This window comes from Pseudomonas bohemica, assembly GCF_002934685.1.
GTDB classification, from domain to species: domain Bacteria; phylum Pseudomonadota; class Gammaproteobacteria; order Pseudomonadales; family Pseudomonadaceae; genus Aquipseudomonas; species Aquipseudomonas bohemica.
The window spans coordinates 14,840-35,733 of sequence record NZ_NKHL01000077.1 but is presented as its reverse complement, the minus strand read 5'-3'; the positions used below and the strand labels follow the sequence as shown (position 1 = coordinate 35,733).

At 59.2% G+C, this 20,894-nt stretch carries 20 protein-coding genes; 15 read left to right on the top strand and 5 right to left on the bottom strand.

Annotation, left to right across the window (positions count from 1 at the left end; genetic code table 11):
• Window positions 1-134 precede the first annotated feature (134 nt).
• Entirely contained in the window at window positions 135-1,103 is a 969-nt protein-coding gene (locus CE491_RS03460) for a polyprenyl synthetase family protein (protein WP_110946963.1), read from the bottom strand.
• 241 nt (window positions 1,104-1,344) lie between these two features.
• Between CE491_RS03460 and rplU the strand changes: the two genes are divergently transcribed.
• From rplU to CE491_RS03435, 5 genes are all read left to right on the top strand, one after another.
• The gene (gene rplU, locus CE491_RS03455) at window positions 1,345-1,659 is read left to right on the top strand and encodes a 50S ribosomal protein L21 (protein WP_110946962.1); all 315 of its coding nucleotides are present in this window, start codon (window positions 1,345-1,347) and stop codon (window positions 1,657-1,659) included.
• A 36-nt stretch (window positions 1,660-1,695) separates the two neighbouring features.
• Entirely contained in the window at window positions 1,696-1,968 is a 273-nt protein-coding gene (rpmA, locus tag CE491_RS03450) for a 50S ribosomal protein L27 (protein WP_037015434.1), read from the top strand.
• A 207-nt stretch (window positions 1,969-2,175) separates the two neighbouring features.
• Window positions 2,176-3,399: an Obg family GTPase CgtA gene (gene cgtA, locus CE491_RS03445; RefSeq protein WP_110946961.1), complete on the top strand. Its 1,224-nt coding sequence runs from the start codon at window positions 2,176-2,178 to the stop codon at window positions 3,397-3,399.
• Between the two features lie 83 nt (window positions 3,400-3,482).
• Complete coding sequence (gene proB / locus CE491_RS03440; protein WP_110946960.1) at window positions 3,483-4,601, top strand: glutamate 5-kinase; 1,119 nt, start codon at window positions 3,483-3,485, stop codon at window positions 4,599-4,601.
• A 29-nt stretch (window positions 4,602-4,630) separates the two neighbouring features.
• Window positions 4,631-5,101, top strand: a complete 471-nt coding sequence (locus tag CE491_RS03435) for a CreA family protein (RefSeq protein ID WP_110946959.1) — start codon at window positions 4,631-4,633, stop codon at window positions 5,099-5,101.
• Window positions 5,102-5,301: 200 nt separating this feature from the next.
• On the opposite strand, the gene rpsT is transcribed toward CE491_RS03435, so the two are convergent.
• Complete coding sequence (gene rpsT, locus CE491_RS03430; protein ID WP_110946958.1) at window positions 5,302-5,580, bottom strand: 30S ribosomal protein S20; 279 nt, start codon at window positions 5,578-5,580, stop codon at window positions 5,302-5,304.
• Between the two features lie 250 nt (window positions 5,581-5,830).
• Here rpsT and murJ point away from each other — a divergent pair, with 250 nt between their 5' ends.
• The 6 genes from murJ to ispH all read left to right on the top strand — a co-directional run bounded on the left by murJ (window position 5,831) and on the right by ispH (window position 13,257).
• On the top strand, window positions 5,831-7,375 hold the full coding sequence (gene murJ, locus CE491_RS03420; protein WP_110946968.1) for a murein biosynthesis integral membrane protein MurJ: 1,545 nt from the start codon (window positions 5,831-5,833) through the stop codon (window positions 7,373-7,375).
• A gap of 118 nt (window positions 7,376-7,493) precedes the next feature.
• Window positions 7,494-8,429: a bifunctional riboflavin kinase/FAD synthetase gene (gene ribF / locus CE491_RS03415; RefSeq protein WP_110946957.1), complete on the top strand. Its 936-nt coding sequence runs from the start codon at window positions 7,494-7,496 to the stop codon at window positions 8,427-8,429.
• 13 nt (window positions 8,430-8,442) lie between these two features.
• Window positions 8,443-11,274: an isoleucine--tRNA ligase gene (ileS, locus tag CE491_RS03410; protein ID WP_110946956.1), complete on the top strand. Its 2,832-nt coding sequence runs from the start codon at window positions 8,443-8,445 to the stop codon at window positions 11,272-11,274.
• Window positions 11,267-11,782 carry a signal peptidase II gene (gene lspA, locus CE491_RS03405; RefSeq protein ID WP_110946955.1) on the top strand — a complete coding sequence of 172 codons (516 nt, stop codon included), beginning with the start codon at window positions 11,267-11,269 and terminating at the stop codon, window positions 11,780-11,782. Before ileS ends, lspA begins: the two co-directional genes overlap by 8 nt.
• A complete protein-coding gene (locus tag CE491_RS03400) occupies window positions 11,775-12,227 on the top strand; it encodes an FKBP-type peptidyl-prolyl cis-trans isomerase (protein WP_110946954.1) in 453 nt (150 codons plus the stop codon). Before lspA ends, CE491_RS03400 begins: the two co-directional genes overlap by 8 nt.
• An 82-nt stretch (window positions 12,228-12,309) precedes the next feature.
• Window positions 12,310-13,257: a 4-hydroxy-3-methylbut-2-enyl diphosphate reductase gene (gene ispH / locus CE491_RS03395; RefSeq protein ID WP_110946953.1), complete on the top strand. Its 948-nt coding sequence runs from the start codon at window positions 12,310-12,312 to the stop codon at window positions 13,255-13,257.
• 15 nt (window positions 13,258-13,272) lie between these two features.
• On the opposite strand, the gene CE491_RS03390 is transcribed toward ispH, so the two are convergent.
• Window positions 13,273-13,776, bottom strand: coding sequence for a GspH/FimT family pseudopilin (locus tag CE491_RS03390; RefSeq protein WP_110946952.1), 504 nt, complete (start codon window positions 13,774-13,776; stop codon window positions 13,273-13,275).
• 169 nt (window positions 13,777-13,945) lie between these two features.
• Here CE491_RS03390 and pilV point away from each other — a divergent pair, with 169 nt between their 5' ends.
• From pilV to CE491_RS03370, 4 genes are read left to right on the top strand one after another with little or no spacing between them, the layout of a single operon-like run.
• The gene (gene pilV, locus CE491_RS03385; RefSeq protein ID WP_110946951.1) at window positions 13,946-14,401 is read left to right on the top strand and encodes a type IV pilus modification protein PilV; all 456 of its coding nucleotides are present in this window, start codon (window positions 13,946-13,948) and stop codon (window positions 14,399-14,401) included.
• A complete protein-coding gene (locus CE491_RS03380) occupies window positions 14,401-15,099 on the top strand; it encodes a PilW family protein (protein WP_407681322.1) in 699 nt (232 codons plus the stop codon). Before pilV ends, CE491_RS03380 begins: the two co-directional genes overlap by 1 nt.
• Before the next feature lie 10 nt (window positions 15,100-15,109).
• On the top strand, window positions 15,110-15,598 hold the full coding sequence (locus tag CE491_RS03375) for a pilus assembly PilX family protein (RefSeq protein ID WP_110946949.1): 489 nt from the start codon (window positions 15,110-15,112) through the stop codon (window positions 15,596-15,598).
• Between the two features lie 11 nt (window positions 15,599-15,609).
• Window positions 15,610-16,026 carry a type IV pilin protein gene (locus tag CE491_RS03370; RefSeq protein WP_234407496.1) on the top strand — a complete coding sequence of 139 codons (417 nt, stop codon included), beginning with the start codon at window positions 15,610-15,612 and terminating at the stop codon, window positions 16,024-16,026.
• Window positions 16,027-16,029: 3 nt separating this feature from the next.
• On the opposite strand, the gene CE491_RS03365 is transcribed toward CE491_RS03370, so the two are convergent.
• Entirely contained in the window at window positions 16,030-16,440 is a 411-nt protein-coding gene (locus CE491_RS03365) for a type IV pilin protein (RefSeq protein WP_199884964.1), read from the bottom strand.
• Window positions 16,441-16,454: 14 nt separating this feature from the next.
• On the bottom strand, window positions 16,455-20,891 hold the full coding sequence (locus CE491_RS03360; protein WP_234407495.1) for a pilus assembly protein: 4,437 nt from the start codon (window positions 20,889-20,891) through the stop codon (window positions 16,455-16,457).
• Window positions 20,892-20,894: the final 3 nt, after the last annotated feature.

Here is a 20,894-nt window from a genome sequence, read left to right as displayed (position 1 = left end):
TGACTGCGCCTTTTTCCCGAATCCATTGGTTCCTCCTGAGGAAAGGTCAGAAGGTGTAAACCTTATTCAGGACGGGACATATGGCCAAAAAAAGCCCGTCACATGAACGGGCTTTTTGGTAGAGCAGGGCGCTATCAGTGCGTACGGGCTACCGCAAACTCGCTGAGCTCGATCAGAGCATCGCGATACTCGCTGGCGGGCAGGACGTCCAGGCAGGCGATGGCGCGGGCGACATAATCGCGGGCCAGCTTGGCGGTGTAATCCAGCGAGCCGGAGTTCTCGACCGCTTCACGGATGCTGTCGAGGTCTTCCAGGCCACCTTTCTGAATAGCCTTGCGTACCAGCGCCGCCTGTTCCGGCGTGCCTTCGCGCATGGTGTAAATCAGCGGCAGGGTTGGCTTGCCTTCTGCCAGGTCATCACCGATGTTCTTGCCCATGGTCTCGGCATCGCCGCGATAGTCGAGCAGATCGTCGACCAGTTGGAACGCGACGCCCAGGTGATCGCCGAAGGTGCGCAGCGCTTCGCTCTGGTCGTGGCTGGCATTGGCCAGGGCCGCGGCGCTGTGGGTCGAGGCTTCGAACAGCATGGCTGTCTTGCCGCGAATCACTTCCATGTAGGTTTCTTCGGTGGTGCTGGCATCGCGAACCTTGGACAACTGCAGTACTTCGCCCTCGGCGATGACGCGCGTCGCCTTGGAGAGGATCTGCATCACCGGCATCGAACCCAGCTCGACCATCATTTCGAATGAGCGCGAATAGAGGAAGTCACCGACCAGAACGCTTGGCGCGTTGCCCCACATTGCGTTGGCGGTCGAACGGCCACGACGCATGCCGGACATGTCGACGACGTCGTCGTGCAGCAGGGTCGCGGTGTGCAGGAATTCGATGGTGGCCGCCAGCAGGCGCAGGTTATCACCGCCGCTGCCCAGTGCCTTGCCGCACAGGAGCACCAGCAATGGACGCAGGCGTTTGCCGCCGGCGGAGGTAATGTAGTCGCCGATTTTCGAGACCAGCGGCACGCGCGATGTCAGCTGCTTCTTGATAATGTGGTCGACGGCTGTAAAGTCGTCCGCCACAGCGCGGTAGAAGGCTTGGGGTTGCATCAGCGAGACGTGCTCCAGAAGGGTTGCGCGGCATGCTAGGTTGCAGGCCCCACCCTGTCAAGGCGTGACGTAGGGCCGCTTGCAAGGTGCTCACGGCTTGCGTACAATCGCGCACCCTAACTTTCCTGGGCAGCACCTGCCTTACGCAATTGCATGTCGGGCCTTTCCAGCCTCATGCAGCCATGCCAGCCGATACTCTTCTTATAAAGCGCTGGGTGAGCAGGATTTTCGGAGAAATACCATGTCGTACGCAGTAATCGTTACCGGTGGCAAGCAGTACAAAGTCGCCCCAGGTGAATACCTGAAAATCGAAAAACTGGAAGTCGCCACTGGCGAATCCGTTACTTTTGACCGCGTATTGCTCGTTGCCAACGGCGACGACGTCAATATCGGCGCTCCAGTTGTTGCAGGCGCTACCGTTGTGGCTGAAGTGATCTCCCAGGGTCGTCACGATAAAGTCCGCATCATCAAGTTCCGTCGTCGTAAGCACCACATGAAGCGTATGGGCCACCGCCAGTGGTTCACCGAGATCAAAATCACCGGTATCCAGGCCTGAATTTCAGCCTGATACCCTAATAGGAGTATTGAACTCATGGCACACAAAAAAGCTGGTGGTAGTACCCGTAACGGTCGCGACTCAGAAGCCAAACGCCTTGGCGTCAAGATGTACGGCGGCCAGGTAATCGTTCCGGGCAACATCATCGTGCGTCAGCGCGGTACCCAATTCCACGCTGGCTACGGCGTTGGTATGGGCAAGGATCACACCCTGTTCGCTAAAGTCGAAGGCGTGATCAAGTTCCAGGTTAAAGGCGCCTTCGGTCGTCGCTATGTAAGCATCGTGCCGAAGACTGAAGTCGCGGCATAATCTTGCGTCAGCAGAAAAAGCCCTGTCTCGCGACAGGGCTTTTTTGTTTGTAGAAGCTCTGGTTTTGGTGAGTCTCTTGCAAAGCTGTTTGTGTGGGCCGTTGTGGTGTGAAGTCGCTGGTTTTTGATCGGTATCGCAACGCTCATCTTTGCAAGAGCCTTATGAATTTATGTTGTTTGCTCGTCTTTGTGACGGGAGGCGTGCGTTATGAAATTTGTTGATGAAGTATCCATTCGGGTGAAGGCCGGTGACGGCGGCAACGGTTGCATGAGCTTCCGTCGCGAAAAATTCATCGAGAACGGCGGTCCCAACGGCGGCGACGGTGGTGATGGCGGCTCGATCTACATGATCGCCGACGAAAACCTCAACACCCTGGTCGACTACCGCTATACCCGCCACTTTGACGCCGAACGCGGCTCCAATGGCGGCAGCACCGATTGCACCGGTCGCAAAGGTGAGGATCTGGTTCTGCGCGTCCCGGTCGGTACCACTGTGATCGATGCCAGTACCCAGGAAATCATCGGCGATCTGACCAAGGCCGGTCAGCGTCTGCTGGTGGCTCACGGTGGTTGGCATGGTCTGGGCAATACCCGCTTCAAATCCAGTACCAATCGCGCGCCACGTCAAACCACGCCGGGCAAGCCGGGCGACCAGCGTGATCTGAAGCTGGAGCTGAAGGTGTTGGCTGACGTTGGCCTGCTCGGTTTGCCGAATGCTGGCAAAAGTACGTTCATTCGCTCGGTTTCGGCCGCCAAGCCGAAGGTGGCTGACTACCCATTCACCACGCTGGTACCGAACCTGGGCGTGGTCAGTGTCGATCGCTGGAAGAGCTTCGTTATTGCCGACATTCCGGGTCTGATCGAAGGTGCGTCGGACGGTGCTGGCCTTGGCATTCGCTTTCTCAAGCACCTGGCGCGTACCCGTCTGTTGTTGCATCTGGTCGACATGGCGCCGCTGGATGAAAGCAGCGCGCCTGACGCGGCAGAAGTCATCGTCAATGAGCTGATCAAATTCAGCCCGGCGCTGGCGGATCGTGATCGTTGGTTGGTGCTGAACAAGTGCGACCAGATCCTCGAAGAAGAGCACGAAGAGCGCAAGCAGGAGATCATCGATCGCCTGGGCTGGACCGGTCCTGTGTACGTGATCTCGGCGATTGCCAAAGAGGGCACCGATCGCCTGAGCCACGACATCATGCGTTACCTCGAAGATCGCGCCGATCGTCTGGCCAACGACCCGGCATACGCCGAAGAGCTGGCCGAGCTGGATCAGCGCATCGAAGACGAGGCGCGTGCTCAGTTGCAGGCGCTGGACGATCAGCGCGCCCTGCGCCGCAGCGGCGTGAAGAGCGTGCATGACATCGGTGATGATGACTGGGACGAAGAAGATGTGGACGACGAAGATGGTCCGGAAATCATTTACGTCCGCGAGTGACTCAGTGAAGTAAACTACAACGCCGCTTAATCGCGGCGTTTTAGTATGTCGAATTCGTACTCTCTGGCTTAAGGTTAAAGATCATGCGGAGCAAGGTGACAGGTGCCCAGCGTTGGGTTGTGAAGATCGGAAGTGCGCTGCTGACAGCGGACGGCAAAGGTCTTGATCGCAACGCGATGGGTGTTTGGGTCGAGCAGATGGTGGCGCTGCATAAGGCGGGCGTCGAACTGGTCCTGGTTTCGTCCGGCGCGGTGGCTGCCGGTATGAGTCGCCTGGGCTGGGCTGCGCGACCGAGTGCCATGCATGAGCTTCAGGCGGCGGCAGCGATCGGCCAGATGGGGCTGGTGCAGGCCTGGGAATCCAGCTTTGCCGAGCACGGCCGCCATACTGCGCAAATCCTGCTGACCCACGATGACCTTTCCGACCGCAAGCGCTACCTGAATGCCCGCAGTACCCTGCGTACGCTGGTGGAGCTGGGCGTGGTGCCAGTGATCAACGAAAACGATACCGTCGTCACGGACGAGATTCGTTTTGGCGACAACGACACGCTGGCTGCGCTGGTGGCGAATCTGGTCGAGGCCGATCTGCTGGTCATCCTTACCGACCGCGACGGCATGTTCGATGCCGATCCGCGCAACAACCCTGAAGCGCAATTGATCTTTGAGGCTCGCGCCGACGATCCTGCGCTGGATGCCGTTGCGGGTGGCACTGGCGGCGCGTTGGGGCGTGGCGGTATGCAGACCAAGCTGCGTGCGGCGCGTCTGGCTGCGCGCTCGGGGGCGCACACGGTGATCGTCGGGGGTCGCATCGAGCGCGTGCTGGCGCGTCTGAAGGCCGGTGAGCGCCTGGGCACGCTGCTGTCGCCTGAACGCGGCATGCTGGCGGCACGCAAGCAGTGGCTGGCGGGACATCTGCAGACCCGTGGCACGCTGGTGCTGGACGATGGTGCGGTCAAGGCGCTTGCCGAAAGCAACAAGAGCTTGCTGCCGGTGGGGGTGAAGCTGGTACAGGGCAGTTTCCGTCGCGGCGAAATGGTGGTGTGTGTTGCCGCCGATGGTCGCGAGATTGCCCGTGGCCTCAGTAACTACAGCGCGCTTGAAGCGCAAAAGATCATTGGTCAGCCATCCGACTCCATCGTCAAGGTGTTGGGTTATATGGCCGAGCCTGAGCTGGTTCATCGTGACAACCTGATTCTGGTCTGAATCGGGGGTCCCTTGATAAGGAAGTTGTAATGCGAGTCATGAAGGGAATGCTGGGTGCGCTGCTGTTGCTGCCTTTGCTGGCATCGGCTGAAGAGATTGGCCAGGTGTCGACGGTGTTCAAGTTCGTCGGCCCCAACGACCGGATCGTGGTCGAGGCGTTCGATGATCCGAAGGTCGATGGTGTGACCTGCTATCTGTCGCGTGCCAAAACGGGTGGCGTGAAAGGTGGTCTGGGCTTGGCCGAGGATCGTGCCGAGGCGTCCATTGCGTGTCGCCAGGTAGGGCCGATCCATTTCAAGGAAGAGCTCAAGGATGGCGACGAGGTGTTCAAGGAGCGCACCTCGCTGGTGTTCAAGACCATGCAGGTGGTTCGCTTTCTCGACAAGAAACGCAACACGCTGGTGTATCTGGTCTACAGCGATCGGATCATAGAAGGCAGTCCGCAGAATGCGGTGACAGCGATCCCGATTTTACCGTGGGCGCCGGCGCCTTCTCCGTGAGGTAGCTGGATCTCGCACCTGTGGGAGTGAGCTTGCTCACGATGCTTCGATAAATTCACAACAGCTTTGGCGCCTGAAAGTCAGTCTTCGTGAGCAAGCTCAGTCCCACAGTTGTCTTCTGCCGATCATGCAGCGCCAAATCCCGAATCGCAGGCAATAAAAAACCGACCCTGAGGTCGGTTTTTTAACAAGCAGATCGCTTAGGCAGCAGCAGCAAGGTTCAGAGCCTTGATGTGGCCATTCAGGCGACCTTTATGGCGAGCAGCTTTGTTCTTGTGGATGATGCCTTTATCGGCCATACGGTCGATAACTGGCACGGCCAGAACATAAGCAGCTTGCGCTTTTTCAGCGTCTTTTGCGTCGATGGCTTTAACTACGTTCTTGATGTAGGTACGTACCATGGAACGCATGCTGGCGTTGTGGCTGCGACGCTTCTCAGCCTGTTTTGCACGTTTTTTGGCGGAAGGTGAGTTGGCCACCGTCGAGCTCCTCGAAAGACTTGGGAAATAGCTAACAAAATAGGCCGCGAATCATGCCGATGAGTTTGATGCTTGTCAAGGGCGGTTGATGCGTTCCGCTGAGTGGTCGCCGTGTGATGCCGAGGATATTTCTTTCCGGCGTACGACCTGTAAACTCGCGGGTTTTGGCTCAGTGCTGTTTTGCGGCGCGGAGTATCGCATAAATGGAACGCGCTTTGGCGCTTCCTTTGGTCGGGCGCACAACCTTTAGATGAATCTCCTCAAATCGCTTGCCGCCGTCAGCTCTATCACAATGCTTTCGCGGGTTCTGGGTTTTATCCGCGACACCATCATCGCCCGGGCTTTCGGCGCAGGAATGGCAACGGATGCCTTCTTCATCGCCTTCAAATTGCCGAACCTTCTGCGTCGGATTTTCGCCGAGGGCGCGTTCTCGCAGGCGTTCGTGCCGATCCTGGCCGAATACAAAAGCCAGCAGGGGGAGGAGGCGACCCGCACCTTTGTCGCTTATGTCACCGGTTTGCTGACCCTGGCGCTGGCATTGGTCACCGTGCTGGGCATTATCTTCGCGCCCTGGGTGATCTGGGCCACGGCGCCGGGGTTTGCCGACACGCCGAAAAAATTCCAGCTGACCTCTGATCTGCTGCGCGTGACCTTTCCTTATATATTGCTGATTTCCCTGTCTTCGCTGGCCGGGGCGATCCTCAATACCTGGAACCGGTTTTCGGTGCCGGCGTTCGTGCCGACGCTGCTCAACCTGGCGATGATCTTTTTCGCACTGTTCCTCACCCCGTATTTCCACCCGCCGGTCATGGCGCTGGGCTGGGCGGTGCTGGCCGGCGGGTTGCTGCAGTTGCTGTATCAACTGCCGCACCTGAAGAAAATTGGCATGCTGGTACTGCCTCGGCTTAATCTGCGAGACACCGGCGTCTGGCGGGTGATGAGGCAAATGCTGCCAGCGATGCTCGGTGTCTCGGTCAGCCAGATTTCCCTGATCATCAATACCATTTTTGCTTCGTTTCTGGTGGCGGGGTCGGTTTCGTGGATGTACTACGCCGACCGACTGATGGAGCTGCCGTCGGGAGTGCTGGGCGTAGCGCTGGGGACGATTCTTCTGCCGATTCTGTCCAAGACCTACGCCAGCAGGGATCGCCAGGAGTACTCGCGGATTCTCGACTGGGGCCTGCGGCTGTGCTTCGTGTTGGTTCTGCCCTGCACGCTGGCGCTCGGACTTCTGGCTGAGCCGTTGACCGTTTCGCTGTTCCAGTACGGCAAGTTCGGTGCGACGGATGCCGCGATGACCCAACGCGCGTTGATCGGCTATGCCGTGGGCCTGCTGGGTATCATCGTGATCAAGGTGCTGGCGCCGGGCTTCTACGCCCAACAAAATATTCGTACCCCAGTAAAAATCGCGATTTTCACCCTCATCGTCACTCAAGCATTCAACGTGCTGTTCGTCTACGGCGTGCAATTGGCCCATGCGGGGTTGGCGCTGGCGATCAGCATGGGCGCGTGTTTGAACGCCTTGCTGCTGTTTTGGCAGTTGCGTCGCCAGGATCTGTATCAACCGCAGCCGGGTTGGCCGGTGTTTCTGATCAAGCTGGTGGTGGCGGTTTCGGTGATGTCCGCCGTGCTGCTGGGCCTGATGCATGTGATGCCCTCCTGGTCCGACGGGCAGATGCTCGAGCGCTTTATCCGTTTGGGCGGGCTTGTGGCTGCAGGCGTCGTGGCGTATTTCGGCATGTTGCTGCTGCTGGGCTTTCGTCTGAAGGATTTCGCCCGCCAGGCGATCATGTAGGATCAATCGTCGGTTTTTGCCGGTTAACGCCGATTGTTGTTGTTTGGCTGGATGTGTCGCCTGTCGTTGAGGGCAGTGTGTGGTTATAATCGGCCACTTTATGAGCAAGAAGCGCGTTATGCAGCTGGTTCGAGGCCTTCACAATCTGCGCCCCCAGCATCGGGGCTGCGTCGCCACCATTGGCAATTTCGACGGCGTTCATCGTGGTCACCAGGCTATCCTGGCGCGGCTGCGCGAGCGTGCCGTGGAATTGGGCCTGCCCAGTTGCGTCGTGATTTTCGAGCCGCAGCCACGGGAGTTCTTTGCGCCAGAGACCGCACCTGCGCGCCTGGCTCGCCTGCGTGACAAGCTCGATCTGCTGGCAGCCGAGGGCGTCGATATGGTGCTCTGCCTGGCGTTCAATCAGCGCTTGAGCAAGCTGAGCGCGACAGAGTTCGTCGACACCGTATTGATCGACGGCCTGCACGTGAAGCATCTGGAAGTCGGCGACGACTTTCGTTTCGGTTGTGACCGGCTCGGGGATTTCGATTTCCTGCAAAAGGTCGGCGCAGAAAAAGGCTTCACCGTCGAGGCCGCGCAAACCGTGGAAATCGACGGCGTCCGCGTCAGCAGCACCAAGGTACGTAACGCTTTGACTGCCAGCGACTTTGCCCTTGCCGAGCATCTGTTGGGCAGGCCTTTCGAAATTTCCGGCCGTGTCCTGCATGGCCAGAAGCTTGCGCGCCAGCTGGGTACGCCCACCGCCAACGTGCAGCTCAAGCGTCGTCGCGTGCCGTTGACCGGGGTGTATCTGGTCAGCGCCGAGATCGATGGCAAGGTCTGGCCGGGTGTTGCCAACATTGGCGTGCGGCCGACCGTGGCTGGGGATGGACGTCCCCACCTGGAAATACATCTTCTGGATTTTGCCGGTGATATCTATGGCCGGCGCCTGACGGTGGTCTTCCACCAAAAGCTGCGTGATGAGCAGCGTTTCGCCTCGCTTGAGGCGCTTAAGACGGCGATCGATGCGGATGTCGCTGCCGCCCGTGCCCATTGGGGCATGGTCAACCGCTAACTTAGAGCCTGAAATGACCGACTACAAAGCCACGCTTAATCTTCCGGACACCGCCTTCCCTATGAAGGCCGGCCTGCCCCAGCGCGAGCCGCAAACTCTGCAGCGCTGGGACAGCATTGGCCTGTACCAGAAGTTGCGGGAAATTGGCAAGGATCGTCCAAAGTTCGTTCTGCACGACGGTCCTCCGTACGCCAACGGCAATATTCACATCGGTCATGCGGTCAACAAGATTCTCAAGGACATGATCGTCCGTTCGAAGACCCTGTCGGGCTACGACGCGCCTTATGTTCCAGGCTGGGATTGCCACGGTCTGCCAATCGAGCACAAGGTCGAAGTCACGCACGGCAAGAACCTGCCAGCGGACAAGACTCGCGAGCTGTGCCGTGCCTATGCGGCCGAGCAGATCGAAGGCCAGAAGGCCGAATTCATTCGTCTGGGCGTGCTCGGCGACTGGGCCAACCCTTACCGCACCATGGACTTCGCCAACGAAGCCGGGGAAATCCGTGCGCTGGCGGAAATGGTCAAGAACGGCTTCGTGTTCAAGGGCCTCAAGCCTGTGAACTGGTGCTTCGATTGCGGCTCGGCCCTGGCTGAAGCGGAAGTCGAATACCAGGACAAGAAGTCGTCCACCATCGACGTCGCTTTCCCAATCGCCGATGCCGACAAGCTCGCCGCTGCATTTGGTGTGTCGAGCCTGAGCAAACCTGCTGCCATTGTGATCTGGACCACTACCCCGTGGACCATCCCCGCCAACCAGGCGCTCAACGTTCATCCTGAATTCAACTACGCGCTGGTCGATGTCGGCGACAGGTTGTTGGTGCTGGCCGAGGAGCTGGTCGAAGCCTGCCTCAAGCGCTGGAACCTCGAAGGCTCGGTACTGGCCACCGCGCCTGGTACCGCGCTGGAACTGATCAACTTCCGCCATCCATTCTATGAGCGCCTGTCGCCGATTTATCTGGCTGACTACGTCGAGTTGGGCGCGGGCACCGGTGTCGTCCACTGCTCGCCAGCCTATGGCCTCGATGACTTCGTGATCTGCAAAAGCTATGGCCTGACCAACGATGACATCATCAGCCCAGTACAAAGCAACGGCGTGTACAGCCAGTCGCTTGAGTTCTTTGGTGGTCAGTTCATCTTCAAGGCTAACCAGAACATCATCGACAAGCTGCAGGAAGTGGGTGCGCTGCTGCACACCGAAACCATCTCCCACAGCTACATGCACTGCTGGCGCCACAAGACCCCGTTGATCTACCGCGCCACCGCGCAGTGGTTCGTTGGCATGGACAAGCAGCCGGTGTCGGGCGATACCTTGCGCAACCGTGCCGTCAAGGCCATCGAAGACACCAGGTTCGTACCGGCCTGGGGCCAGGCGCGTCTGCATTCGATGATCGCCAACCGTCCTGACTGGTGCATCTCCCGTCAGCGCAACTGGGGCGTGCCGATCCCGTTCTTCCTGAACAAGGAAAGCGGCGAGTTGCACCCACGCACTGTCGAACTGATAGAAGAAGTCGCCAAGCGCGTCGAGAACGAAGGCATCGAAGCCTGGTTCAAGATGGACGCTGCCGAGCTGCTGGGCGACGAGGCACCACAGTACGACAAAATCTCCGACACCCTGGACGTCTGGTTCGATTCGGGCACCACGCACTGGCATGTCCTGCGCGGTTCGCACCCGATGGGGCACCAAAGCGGTCCACGCGCCGACCTGTACCTTGAAGGTTCCGACCAGCACCGCGGCTGGTTCCACTCCTCGCTGCTGACCGGTTGCGCCATCGACAACCACGCACCATACCGTGAGCTGCTGACCCATGGTTTCACCGTGGACGAGAATGGCCGCAAGATGTCCAAATCCCTGGGCAATGTCATCGCCCCGCAGAAGGTCAACGACACCCTGGGTGCCGACATCATGCGTCTGTGGGTTTCGGCCACCGATTACTCGGGCGAGATGGCCGTTTCGGAAACCATCCTGCAGCGCAGCGCCGACGCTTATCGCCGTATCCGCAATACCGCGCGTTTCCTGCTCTCCAACTTGAGCGGCTTCAACCCGGCCACCGACATCCTGCCTGCCGAGGAAATGCTGGCATTGGACCGTTGGGCGGTCGACCGCGCGCTCCTGTTGCAGCGCGAGCTGGAAGAGCACTACGGCGAATACCGTTTCTGGAACGTCTACTCAAAAGTGCACAACTTCTGCGTGCAGGAGTTGGGCGGTTTCTATCTGGACATCATCAAGGACCGGCAGTACACCACGGGCGCCAACAGCAAGGCCCGCCGTTCGTGCCAGACCGCGCTGTTCCACATCTCCGAAGCGCTGGTTCGCTGGATCGCACCAATCCTGGCGTTCACTGCCGACGAGCTTTGGCAGTACATGCCGGGCGAGCGGAACGAGTCGGTCATGCTCAACACCTGGTACGAAGGCCTGAGCGAGTTGCCGGAAGGCTTCGAGCTGGACCGCGCCTATTGGGAGCGGATCATGGCGGTCAAGACCGCGGTCAACAAGGAACTGGAGAACCAGCGCGCGGCGAAAGCCATCGGCGGTAACCTGCAAGCCGAAGTGACCCTTTACGCCGAAGACGATCTGACGGGCGACCTGGACAAGCTGGGTGACGAACTGCGTTTCGTGCTGATCACCTCCAAGGCTGGCATCGCGCCGTTCGCCAGCGCGCCGGCCGATGCCGTAGTCACCGAAGTGGAGGGCCTGAAGCTGAAGGTGGTCAAGTCTGGTTACACCAAATGCGCACGTTGCTGGCACTTCCGCGAAGACGTTGGCGTACACGCCGAGCATCCGGAAATCTGCGGTCGTTGCGTTGACAACATCAGCGGCGCGGGTGAGGTTCGTCACTATGCCTAATCCGTCGGCGGGCCGTTCGGGCCGTCTAGGCTGGCTGTGGTTGAGCGTGCTGGTCGTGGTCATTGACCAGGCCAGCAAGTTCTACTTCGAGAACGCACTGAGCCTGTATCAGCAGATCGTGGTCATCCCCAGTTACTTCAGCTGGACGTTGGCTTACAACACCGGCGCGGCTTTCAGCTTCCTGGCTGACAGCTCCGGCTGGCAGCGCTGGCTGTTCGCCCTGATCGCCGTCGTGGTCAGTGCGGTGCTGGTGATCTGGCTCAAGCGTCTTGGGCGTAACGAGACTTGGCTGGCGGTCGCATTGGCATTGGTGCTGGGGGGCGCGCTGGGCAATCTTTACGACCGTATCGCGATCGGCCACGTCATCGACTTCGTGCTGGTGCACTGGGACACTCGATGGTACTTCCCAGCCTTCAACTTTGCCGACAGTGCCATCACTGTCGGCGCGATCATGCTTGCCCTGGATATGTTCAAGAGCAAGAAAACCGGAGAGCCCGTTCATGACTGAACACGCCACGCAAGAAACACGCATCGGTCAGAACACGGAAGTTACCCTGCATTTCGCTCTGTACCTGGAAAACGGCGAGACCGTTGACAGCACCTTCGACAAAGCTCCGGCGACGTTCAAGGTCGGTGACGGCAGTTTGTTGCCGGGTTTCGAGGCGCTGATATTCGGTTTCAAGACTGGTGACAAGCGCAGGATAGAAGTGCCGCCGGAAAACGCTTTTGGTCAGCCCAACCCGCAAAACGTGCAGATCATGCCGCGTTCGCAATTCCAGAACATGGAACTGGCCGAAGGCCTGCTGGTGATCTTCAACGATGCGGCCAATACTGAGCTGCCGGGCGTAGTGAAGGCGTTCGACGACGACCAGGTCACCGTCGACTTCAACCATCCGCTGTCCGGTAAGACGTTGACCTTCGAAGTGGAAATCTTCGAGGTGAAGGCGCTCTGATTGTCTGGCGTCTGATCGGCCCCGGCATCGCTCGGGGCCTTTTCGTTTTTATGTTTCATTGCGCGTAGATACGAGGCACATCATGCAAATCAAACTCGCCAACCCACGTGGCTTCTGCGCCGGGGTGGACCGTGCGATCGAAATCGTCAATCGCGCGCTGGAAGTGTTTGGCCCGCCGATCTACGTGCGCCATGAAGTGGTTCATAACAAATTCGTCGTCGAAGACCTGCGCAGCCGCGGCGCGATCTTCGTCGAAGAGCTCGATCAAGTGCCGGACGACGTCATCGTCATTTTCAGTGCCCACGGCGTGTCCCAAGCGGTACGCACCGAGGCCGCCGGCCGTGGCCTGAAAGTGTTCGATGCGACCTGCCCGCTGGTGACCAAGGTTCACATCGAGGTTGCCCGCTACAGCCGCGATGGCCGGGAGTGCATCCTTATCGGTCACGAAGGGCATCCAGAAGTCGAAGGCACGATGGGTCAGTACGACTCCAGCAATGGCGGGGCTATTTATCTGGTCGAGGATGAAGAAGACGTCGCCAATCTGCAGGTGCGCAATCCCGAGAAACTGGCGTTCGTGACTCAGACAACGTTGTCCATGGACGACACTAGCCGCGTGATCGACGCACTGCGCTCGCGCTTCCCGGCCATCGGCGGGCCACGCAAGGATGACATCTGCTACGCCACGCAAAACCGTCAGGACGCGGTCAAGCAGCTGGCCGATGAGTGCGATGTGGTACTGGTGGTCGGCAGCCCGAACAGTTCCAACTCCAACCGGCTGCGTGAGCTGGCCGAGCGCATGGCAACTCCGGCGTATCTGATCGACGGTGCCGAGGACATGCAGCGCAGCTGGTTCGACGGCGTGCAGCGCATCGGTATTACCGCAGGGGCATCGGCTCCAGAAGTGCTGGTGCGTGGCGTCATCGAGCAGTTGCAGGCCTGGGGTGCGACCGGCGCGGACGAACTGGCGGGCCGTGAGGAAAACATCACCTTCTCGATGCCCAAGGAACTGCGGGTCAAATCGATCCTGTAAACCGCTCGATCTGCTTCACGAGCAGGGCTCGGTCGTGAAGCCGTTGCTGCGAAGGGTCACCCGACCCGTCACGGCAATTGCTATCTGGTAGTGACTGGCAGGTGAGTCTTTCAGGCAAACCGCCAGTGTGCCGTTGGCGTTGTTGAGCAGTCTCCCGGTGTTATCGAAGCCAATCCGCATCGCCACCCGACCGTTGCCGACCACCTTCACATTGCGGTGGCCGCTGCGTTCGACCAATACCGTTTCATCGTCATCCTGGAACTGGTTGCGGTTGACGTCCACGTACACACGCCAGCCCTGACTCCAATCGCTTTCCCTTGCCTGCACGATCACTGGCTGGCTGCGCAGAATCGCCTCGACGCGTGCCAGGCGCAGGCTGCTTGCCAGTTGTTGGGCGGTGTCCTGACGCCGTTGCGAATCGACCAGCGCCGCAAAGGCAGGTGCCGCCAACGTCGCGACGACCCCGATCAACACCAGCCCCACCAGCAGTTCTATCAGTGTCAGCCCTTTGTGCCTCATCTCTGCCACTCCCTGACCTCAGCGGGCCCTAGCAAACGCCCGTCCAGCGCCTGTGACAAGGCTGCCGATTGTCAGCCGATATGTCCGCAAGCTGCGGTTACACACCTCCCGGGCAGACTTCGGCTGATCAGCTTCAATGTCCCCTGAACAGGGTCAGCAGGGGTGTTCGATGAACATGGGATCAGCGCAGACAGGAGTGACATTGATCGAGGTGCTGGTGGCGTTGCTAGTGCTCTCCATCGGCGTTTTGGGCGTGGCAATGCTGCAGCTCAACGCTTTGAAGCACACCGACAGCGCCCTGCGCAGCACTCAGATCAGCTTCATCGCCCACGACCTGCTGGAACGCATCCGCGCCAACCCTGACGCTAACTACACGCTGGCTTCTCTGAGTCAGGCGCCCACCTCGGGTAATCCTGCAATTCCTCGTGATCAGGACCTTTTCGATTTCGCCGATCAGATACGGCGGGTGGCGGGAGAGAGTGCGCAGGCCTCTGTCGCGGCGACCGGAGCCAGGGTGACTGTCACGCTGGACTGGGACGACGATCGGGCACAGGGCGAGGGTGCATTGAGGCAGACAATGACCTTGTACAGCCTGATCAGGGCTGAGCGAGGTACACCGCCGTGATCGCCAGAAACAGAGGTTTCGGCCTGGTCGAGATCATGCTGGCGCTGGTTCTCGGCCTTGTATTGTCCCTGGCGCTGTCGCAGATATTCGTTGCGTTCAAAAGCACCTGGCTGAGTCAGACATCGTCCGCCAGCCTGCAGGAAGACGCGCGCTTCGTACTGGCCAAGATGGTCCAGGAGGTGCGCCTGGTGGGCATGTTTGGATGTTTGGGCAGCGTTCGCGACGCCAGTCTCGGGGGCGGGTTTTCCAGCGCTTTTCACGCACCAGTTCAGTGGGATGCCCGGCAGCAATCCTTGACCCTGGTGACCGCTCCCGTAGGCACTGCCCAATCCTGGTATGACTGGGTCGTACACACTGATTGCGCGACGACGGCCACGGCTTGGTCTCGCGGCCGCGCGCCAGCGCTGGAAGCCGGTGAGTTTGCGTTGCCTGTTCAGCGTCATGTCTATCGGCTCAACGCGCAACGAGGCGAGCTGACGCTCGATGGGCAGCCGCTGTTGAGCAACGTTCGCGGTTTCAACGTGCTGTTCGGCGTGGCTGATTCGAACGGTGCGTCGCGGGTTGCGCGCTACACCGCCCAGCCCGAGCCTCGGCTGATTCGCAGTGTGCGGCTGACGTTGACCCTGTTCGACCCGGCCGACCGCACGCGTGAACAGACCTTCAATGTCGTCGCTACCCTTCGTAATCGCATTGGTTGAGGAGCGACAGATGAAGCATCAACGCGGCGTAATACTGATTGTCAGCCTGGTGTTTCTCATGCTCCTGACCCTGCTTGGGACCTCATCCATGCAAAACGCTACGCTCCAGGAAAAAGTGGCGGGCGGCCTGGGACTGCGCGATGTCTCGTTTCAGCTGGCCGAAGCCTTATTGCGAACGGCAGAGGCAAGCGTAAGCACCCCAGGCTTTTCGCAGCCCGAATGCTCAACCCCACTGACGTGCCTGCCGCCCCCTGAGGCGCTGACTCTGTCTGCTGGCGGCGCGGGCGGAGCATCCGGTGTGAGGTGGGTGGCGAGCAGTGGCGGGTTCTTTGGCATTCAACATCTCGGCCAAACCGAAGACCCCGCCGGCATGGTCGACCCCGTGGAGCCACAAGCGCTGTATCGGGTGACAGCCATCGGCATTCACGGCACGGCGCGTACGGTGCTCGAAAGCATTCACACAGGCGAGCGCCGGATCATGTGGCGGCAGCGACAATGAGGGCAGGACAGATGGCAGAACGAGGATTCACCCTGATTGAATTGCTGATCACGGTCGCCATCATCGCAATCCTCGCAGGTGTCGCGTACCCGACCTACACCGAACACACCCGCAAAATCCGCCGCTCGGAAATCGCCGCCTTGTTGGTCGAGGAAGCGCACAAACTGGAGCGATTCTACTCACGGGCTGGGCAATATTCGGACGCTATCGGGCCGCCTGTTCGCAAGCATGAGGTTTCACAGGGGAGCGATTTTTATGCCATCGATGTCGAGCGTTCGGAACAGACGTTCGTGCTGAAGGCGATGCCGGTGGGTGGCACATTGATGAGCGGGGACAAGTGCGGCGGGTTCGTGCTGGAAAACACTGGCAGGCGCGACAATGTGGGGATGTCGGGCGATGCCAGTGTGCGGGGGTGTTGGGGGCGGTAGCTGCTACTTCCAGCAGTCGGCGTCAGTGGGAGATTTGGTACCGTCTTGCGTAATGCTCAATGTCCCGCAGCTGTCGCTGGTTTGAGCGTTGATCGGCGCGACCTGCACGGTGTAAGTAATGGCCGTCGGCGTACCCGAGATGCTGAGGGTGTATTTGTTGTTGGCGGACGTGGTGTTGGTAATACCGATTGCCGCCGGAGTGGTAGCCGTCGCGTAGGTGTTGTTCTGCGCGTAGTACCGCTCCATCCGGGCGACCGCATCGTTCAGCATTGCAATGCCTTCCGAACGATAACCACGCTGCACGTATCGGGTATAGGACGGATAAGCAATCGCAGCCAGAATCGCGACGATGACGACGGTGATCATCAGTTCGATCAGGGTGAAGCCGTGCTGGTCTTTTTTCAAATATCGCATTTTCCGCCGATCTCTTAAGGTGAAGGAATCGCTCGCCAGGTTTGGCGGCCGTTGTACTGCAGGCCGGTAAACGCATTCATGCTGTTGCCACCGCTGGAATAAACGGTGGACAGTCCCGACGGGCCATCGCCAGAAACGACGGTGAACCCTATTCCTGACGAGTTGTAGCCGCTGATGATCACGCCGGACAAGGTGTCGTTGCTGTCAATTACACCATCGCCGTTGAAGTCGAATACCGAAAAGGTATTCGCACCCCCGGTGTTAGGGTCAAGCTCCAATTGCTTACCCTGAATACCTGCTTCACACACGCCGGTGATGGGTGTGCGGGTGGCGACGAACAGGACTTGGCCCTTGATTGTCATCAAATCGACCATACGCTCGCCGGTCGATTTTCCGTCGGTCTGCAAGTCCAGATACCAACCATATTTGGCGGTCCAGTCTACCGAGCGGGTGGTGACCGTTCGTAATCCGGTACTGGTGCCAAGTGTGCCGCTGGCCGAAGACAGGATCTGGGCCTGAAGATTGCTACGTCCTGCCGGGCTGCTGGTGGACGTCCCTGTAGGTGTAGTTGCTACCTGCCCATCCGTTTGCGGATCCCAGATTCCGTAGAGGGTCTGCAGGTCAGTACTGGCCTTATCCGCCGAGGTGAAGTAACGGCCGGTCCCGAATATGACCAGGTTCCCTGTACCGCTGGGATGTGAGTAAAGGACGGGAGGGGTAGTAATCGATTGTGCCGCAGCGCCCGTAGTGCCAGCCGAGGCGGTGAATAGCGGAGTGCCGTTGAACGCCACTTTGTAGCTGCTAGCGGTGGTGGCGTCGGTCAGCGAGCCCGGGCTGATCAAGTCGAAGCGCCAAAGGTTGCCCAGCAGGTCACCCGCGTAGGCGTAGTCAGCGATGCCGTCGGAGTTGGTATCAAGGATCACTGGCGAAGACAGCCCGTTATCCACTTTGGGGGTGCTGGCTGGGGTCGTCAGCTTGGCGATCTTCGCGCCCGTGGCAACGTTGAGAATGAACAGGCTGGCATTGCCGTTATCGCCATTGTAGCCACTGCCGAAGATGACGCCCCACTCTCCAGAGTGCAGTTTGGAAATGTAGGGGGTAGAAAATGTAGCGCCCAGATCCGTGTCGTTTTGTGAAGTGAACTCCCACAACAGCTTGATGTTGTCGGGATCGGTGATATCCAGCGCAAAGATTTCCTTACCGCCAGCCCCCAGTGTCCCCACCAATACCGTGTGCCAGGCTGAGTTGAAATAGGCGTCGGAAACCACCGGGGAGCCATCGACATAATATCGGTGCAGGGACGAGTCGGTATTGTAGGTTGTCCCCGACAGGGCGCTGAGCTTTGAAATGACTGCAGTGGGCACGAAGGCGAACTGCTCCACGCCGGTGGTTGCATCGAATGCGTGAAGCATGCCGTCGTTGGCCCCGACATACACCTGCGAGCGACGCGCGTTGGCCGTTGTCTTGAATTTCGCGTAGTCGCCGCTGGTTCCGTTCAGTGAGTCCGCCAGCGTATTTGTAAATGTGCCTGCCTGAACGAAGACCGGTTGCGAGTTGACGATGTCGCCCAGTGTCGAAGCGCGCCGGCGGAACGTTGTGCCTTCCAGCGTACGCACTCCCCTGATGAACGCCACTTGGTCGGAAGTCAGGGTTGTCTGCAACTTGACGCTGGCATAGGTAAGGGTGCCCAAATTGCTGTATGTGAAGGCCTGCAGTCCGGTTCCAGCAGCGTTGGCCATCTGAATGTTTCTCTTGGAAGCCTCTGGCATCACCGCTGCCGCTGTCCAATTAAGGGTCTTCGTGGTGGTGCTGGTGCTGGTGCTGGTGCTGGTGCCTGTGGTGCTGGTGGTGGTGGTGGTGGTGGTGGTGGTTTTGGTCAAGTCACCGCTCCACTGTGCAATGTTGAAGCTGTTGGTATAGGTCGAAGTCGAGGCGTCCGCTTTCAATGGCGAGGGGACGGCTGCTGGCGCCGCCACGGATGTATTTTTTTGTGCGATCTGGCTGAAGGCCGCCTGAAGCTGCGCCTTGAGCGTCGACGCACTGCTTACCAGGAAGTAGTTGTCAGGCGTCCCGGAGACGTTCGAATCCCATTTGCCGGCTACCGGCGAGCTCGAAGTGGTATTGGTCGAGTCACCGAAACCACCCCATTTGGCGGCGTACCACAGTGGGTTCTCAAGGTTGGTCACCGAAGTGGCGGATGAAGGCTTGAAGTTACGGGTGTGGTAAGTGGCGCCGTTGACCACCGTACTTCCCGACTTCATGCCAGGCAACAGAGTGGTGGAGTTGTTACAGCCCGAAGAGCACGATCCGGGAAGTTGGGAGCCGGGTGTATCGAGTACGTAGTGTTGGTTGCCGCTGCCACCGCCGGTCACTTCCAGATAGATGCCGTCGTGGGTCGTACCGGAAATGGTGTACCCCATGTGCGATTCGTTGCCCGCTTGCGAATAGACTGTCTCCAGTCGCACGTCGAGCGTTGCGTCGGCCCCGGTCCCGACGACCGAGACGGTGTACAGCACAATGGCGTCCATGTCGTAGTCGCAGCCTTGGCCGCAATCGTCGTAGACAACACGAAACACCGCCTGCGCGCGGCCTCCGTTCACTGAAGTATCTTTCAACTGCCCCGGCATGTTGTACAGCGAGTCGATATAAAAGCCGGTGATCTGTTCGGTCACGCCACTGGTGACCTTGCCGAAGGGCAGCAGGGTGATGGTGCTGCTTCCCACCGGCATCTGGATGCGCGGCAATGTCGAGGACAGTGCAATGGAGAATGTCTGGACTTTTTGCGAGCCCAGCGAAGTGATGGGATGGGTATTGGCGTAGTAGGCCACGGCTGCGGCGTTATACGTACCTTCCTTGGTCGGCTCCTCGGGCAGGCCACGGATATTGCCCAGGCTGGAGGCGACTTTGGCAGTAGGTGCCGAGTCGTTGACACTCGTCGTCTGGCCGATGTTGATGTTCTTGTTGCCGCTGCCCACGTCGGCGTTCCAGATCGTCAGGCCCAATGTCTGCGGGGCAAAATTATTCAGAACCGTTGGTACGCTGGGAAGGTTGGTAGGTGAGAACGCAGCATTCGGCACGTCGGTGTCGTAAGTCGGGTTCACGTCACTGAACAGCGTCTCAAAAGGTTTGGAGCAACTGGGAAAGGTCGGTGGCGAGTCCTCTGCATTGGGGGAGCTGGCGTAGGGATCGGACCACGAAGTCAGGCCGCTGAGGCCCAGATTCTTATCGGCTGTACCGGAGGCATAAGCGGTGGTTGGCTTGGCACCGGATCCGCTGTAGTAACGCATCGTTTCAAACATCATCTCCGCCAGCGGGTTGCCCCAGTTCTGGCAGGTAGCATTGGTGATGGTATTACCTGTCTGCGCCGTGGATGTGCAGCCGCCACTGCTGCTGAGTTTCAATCCGTCGAGGGTGCCGATGATGCCGCCCTTGGTATAGGTACTGCCGGATTTAGTGCCGAATATCCCGGTCGAGGTGTCGACTTCATTGGCAAAGCTGCTGATGGCCTTGCGCACGACCCCACCTTGAAGGTTGTTCTGATAAGTGCCGGTCATCAGGCCGAAGTACATCTGGTTGCCTTCGCCGTAGTCGTGAAGGATACCGGTGGGTTTGTACTTACCGTTGGGGTAGAGCTTGCAATTGCTCTCGATGTAGCCACTTTTGCATACCTCGACCCGTACGTTGTAGTCGACGGGCTTGACCGTTACGTCCTTGAACGAGGTGTTCGTGGCTGTCGTTCCGCCTTGGGTTGTCTCGCGGGAAACCCATCCGAATATGCGGATGTTGGCAATGTTGGACAGCACCCGCAGCAACGGCGCCGAAGACGGCGTGTTGTTGGCGAACAGCGTGCGATTGCCGGAACTGGGGTTGGCATACGGCGTGTAGTCGGAGAGGTTGTATCCGTCGAAATCGTAACTGGTGTATTCCTTACCCCAGGTGTGTGCGTCAGTTGGAATGTAGGCGCGCTCCAGAATGGTCTGGGGGGCGTTGGCGGTGTCGGTGTCTGTATCGGTGCTGCGGTAGCCGCCGTAGAGCACCTTGCGCAGCGCATCCGCCCGTGAGGTCGTCAGGTAGTTGAGGTAGTCACCACTCCAAGTGCCAGGGCATTTTTTCAGGTTGGCCTCAGTGGTTTTCGAGGAGGCGGTGAAGTATCCGCTGGTGTTGTAGGTGTAGCACGTCAGCGAGTCGAAATAACCCAGGTAATCGATCGAAGGCTTGTAGCGAATCTCAATCGCCCCGTCGCCATCCAGGTCCGAGGCATCGTTGTACGCTGGGAAGAACAATTTGTGATCGCGCCCGACCACCAGCATATTCAGGGGAGGCACCGAGTCGTTGACGAACAGGGGTGTCTGCGCGGGCTCTTGACTTACCGCCGCGTGCGCCAGTGGCGTCGACAGGAGCAAGGCAGTGAGCAGCATGCCTACCCGTTTAAATGCGTTGGACTTATTCATGGC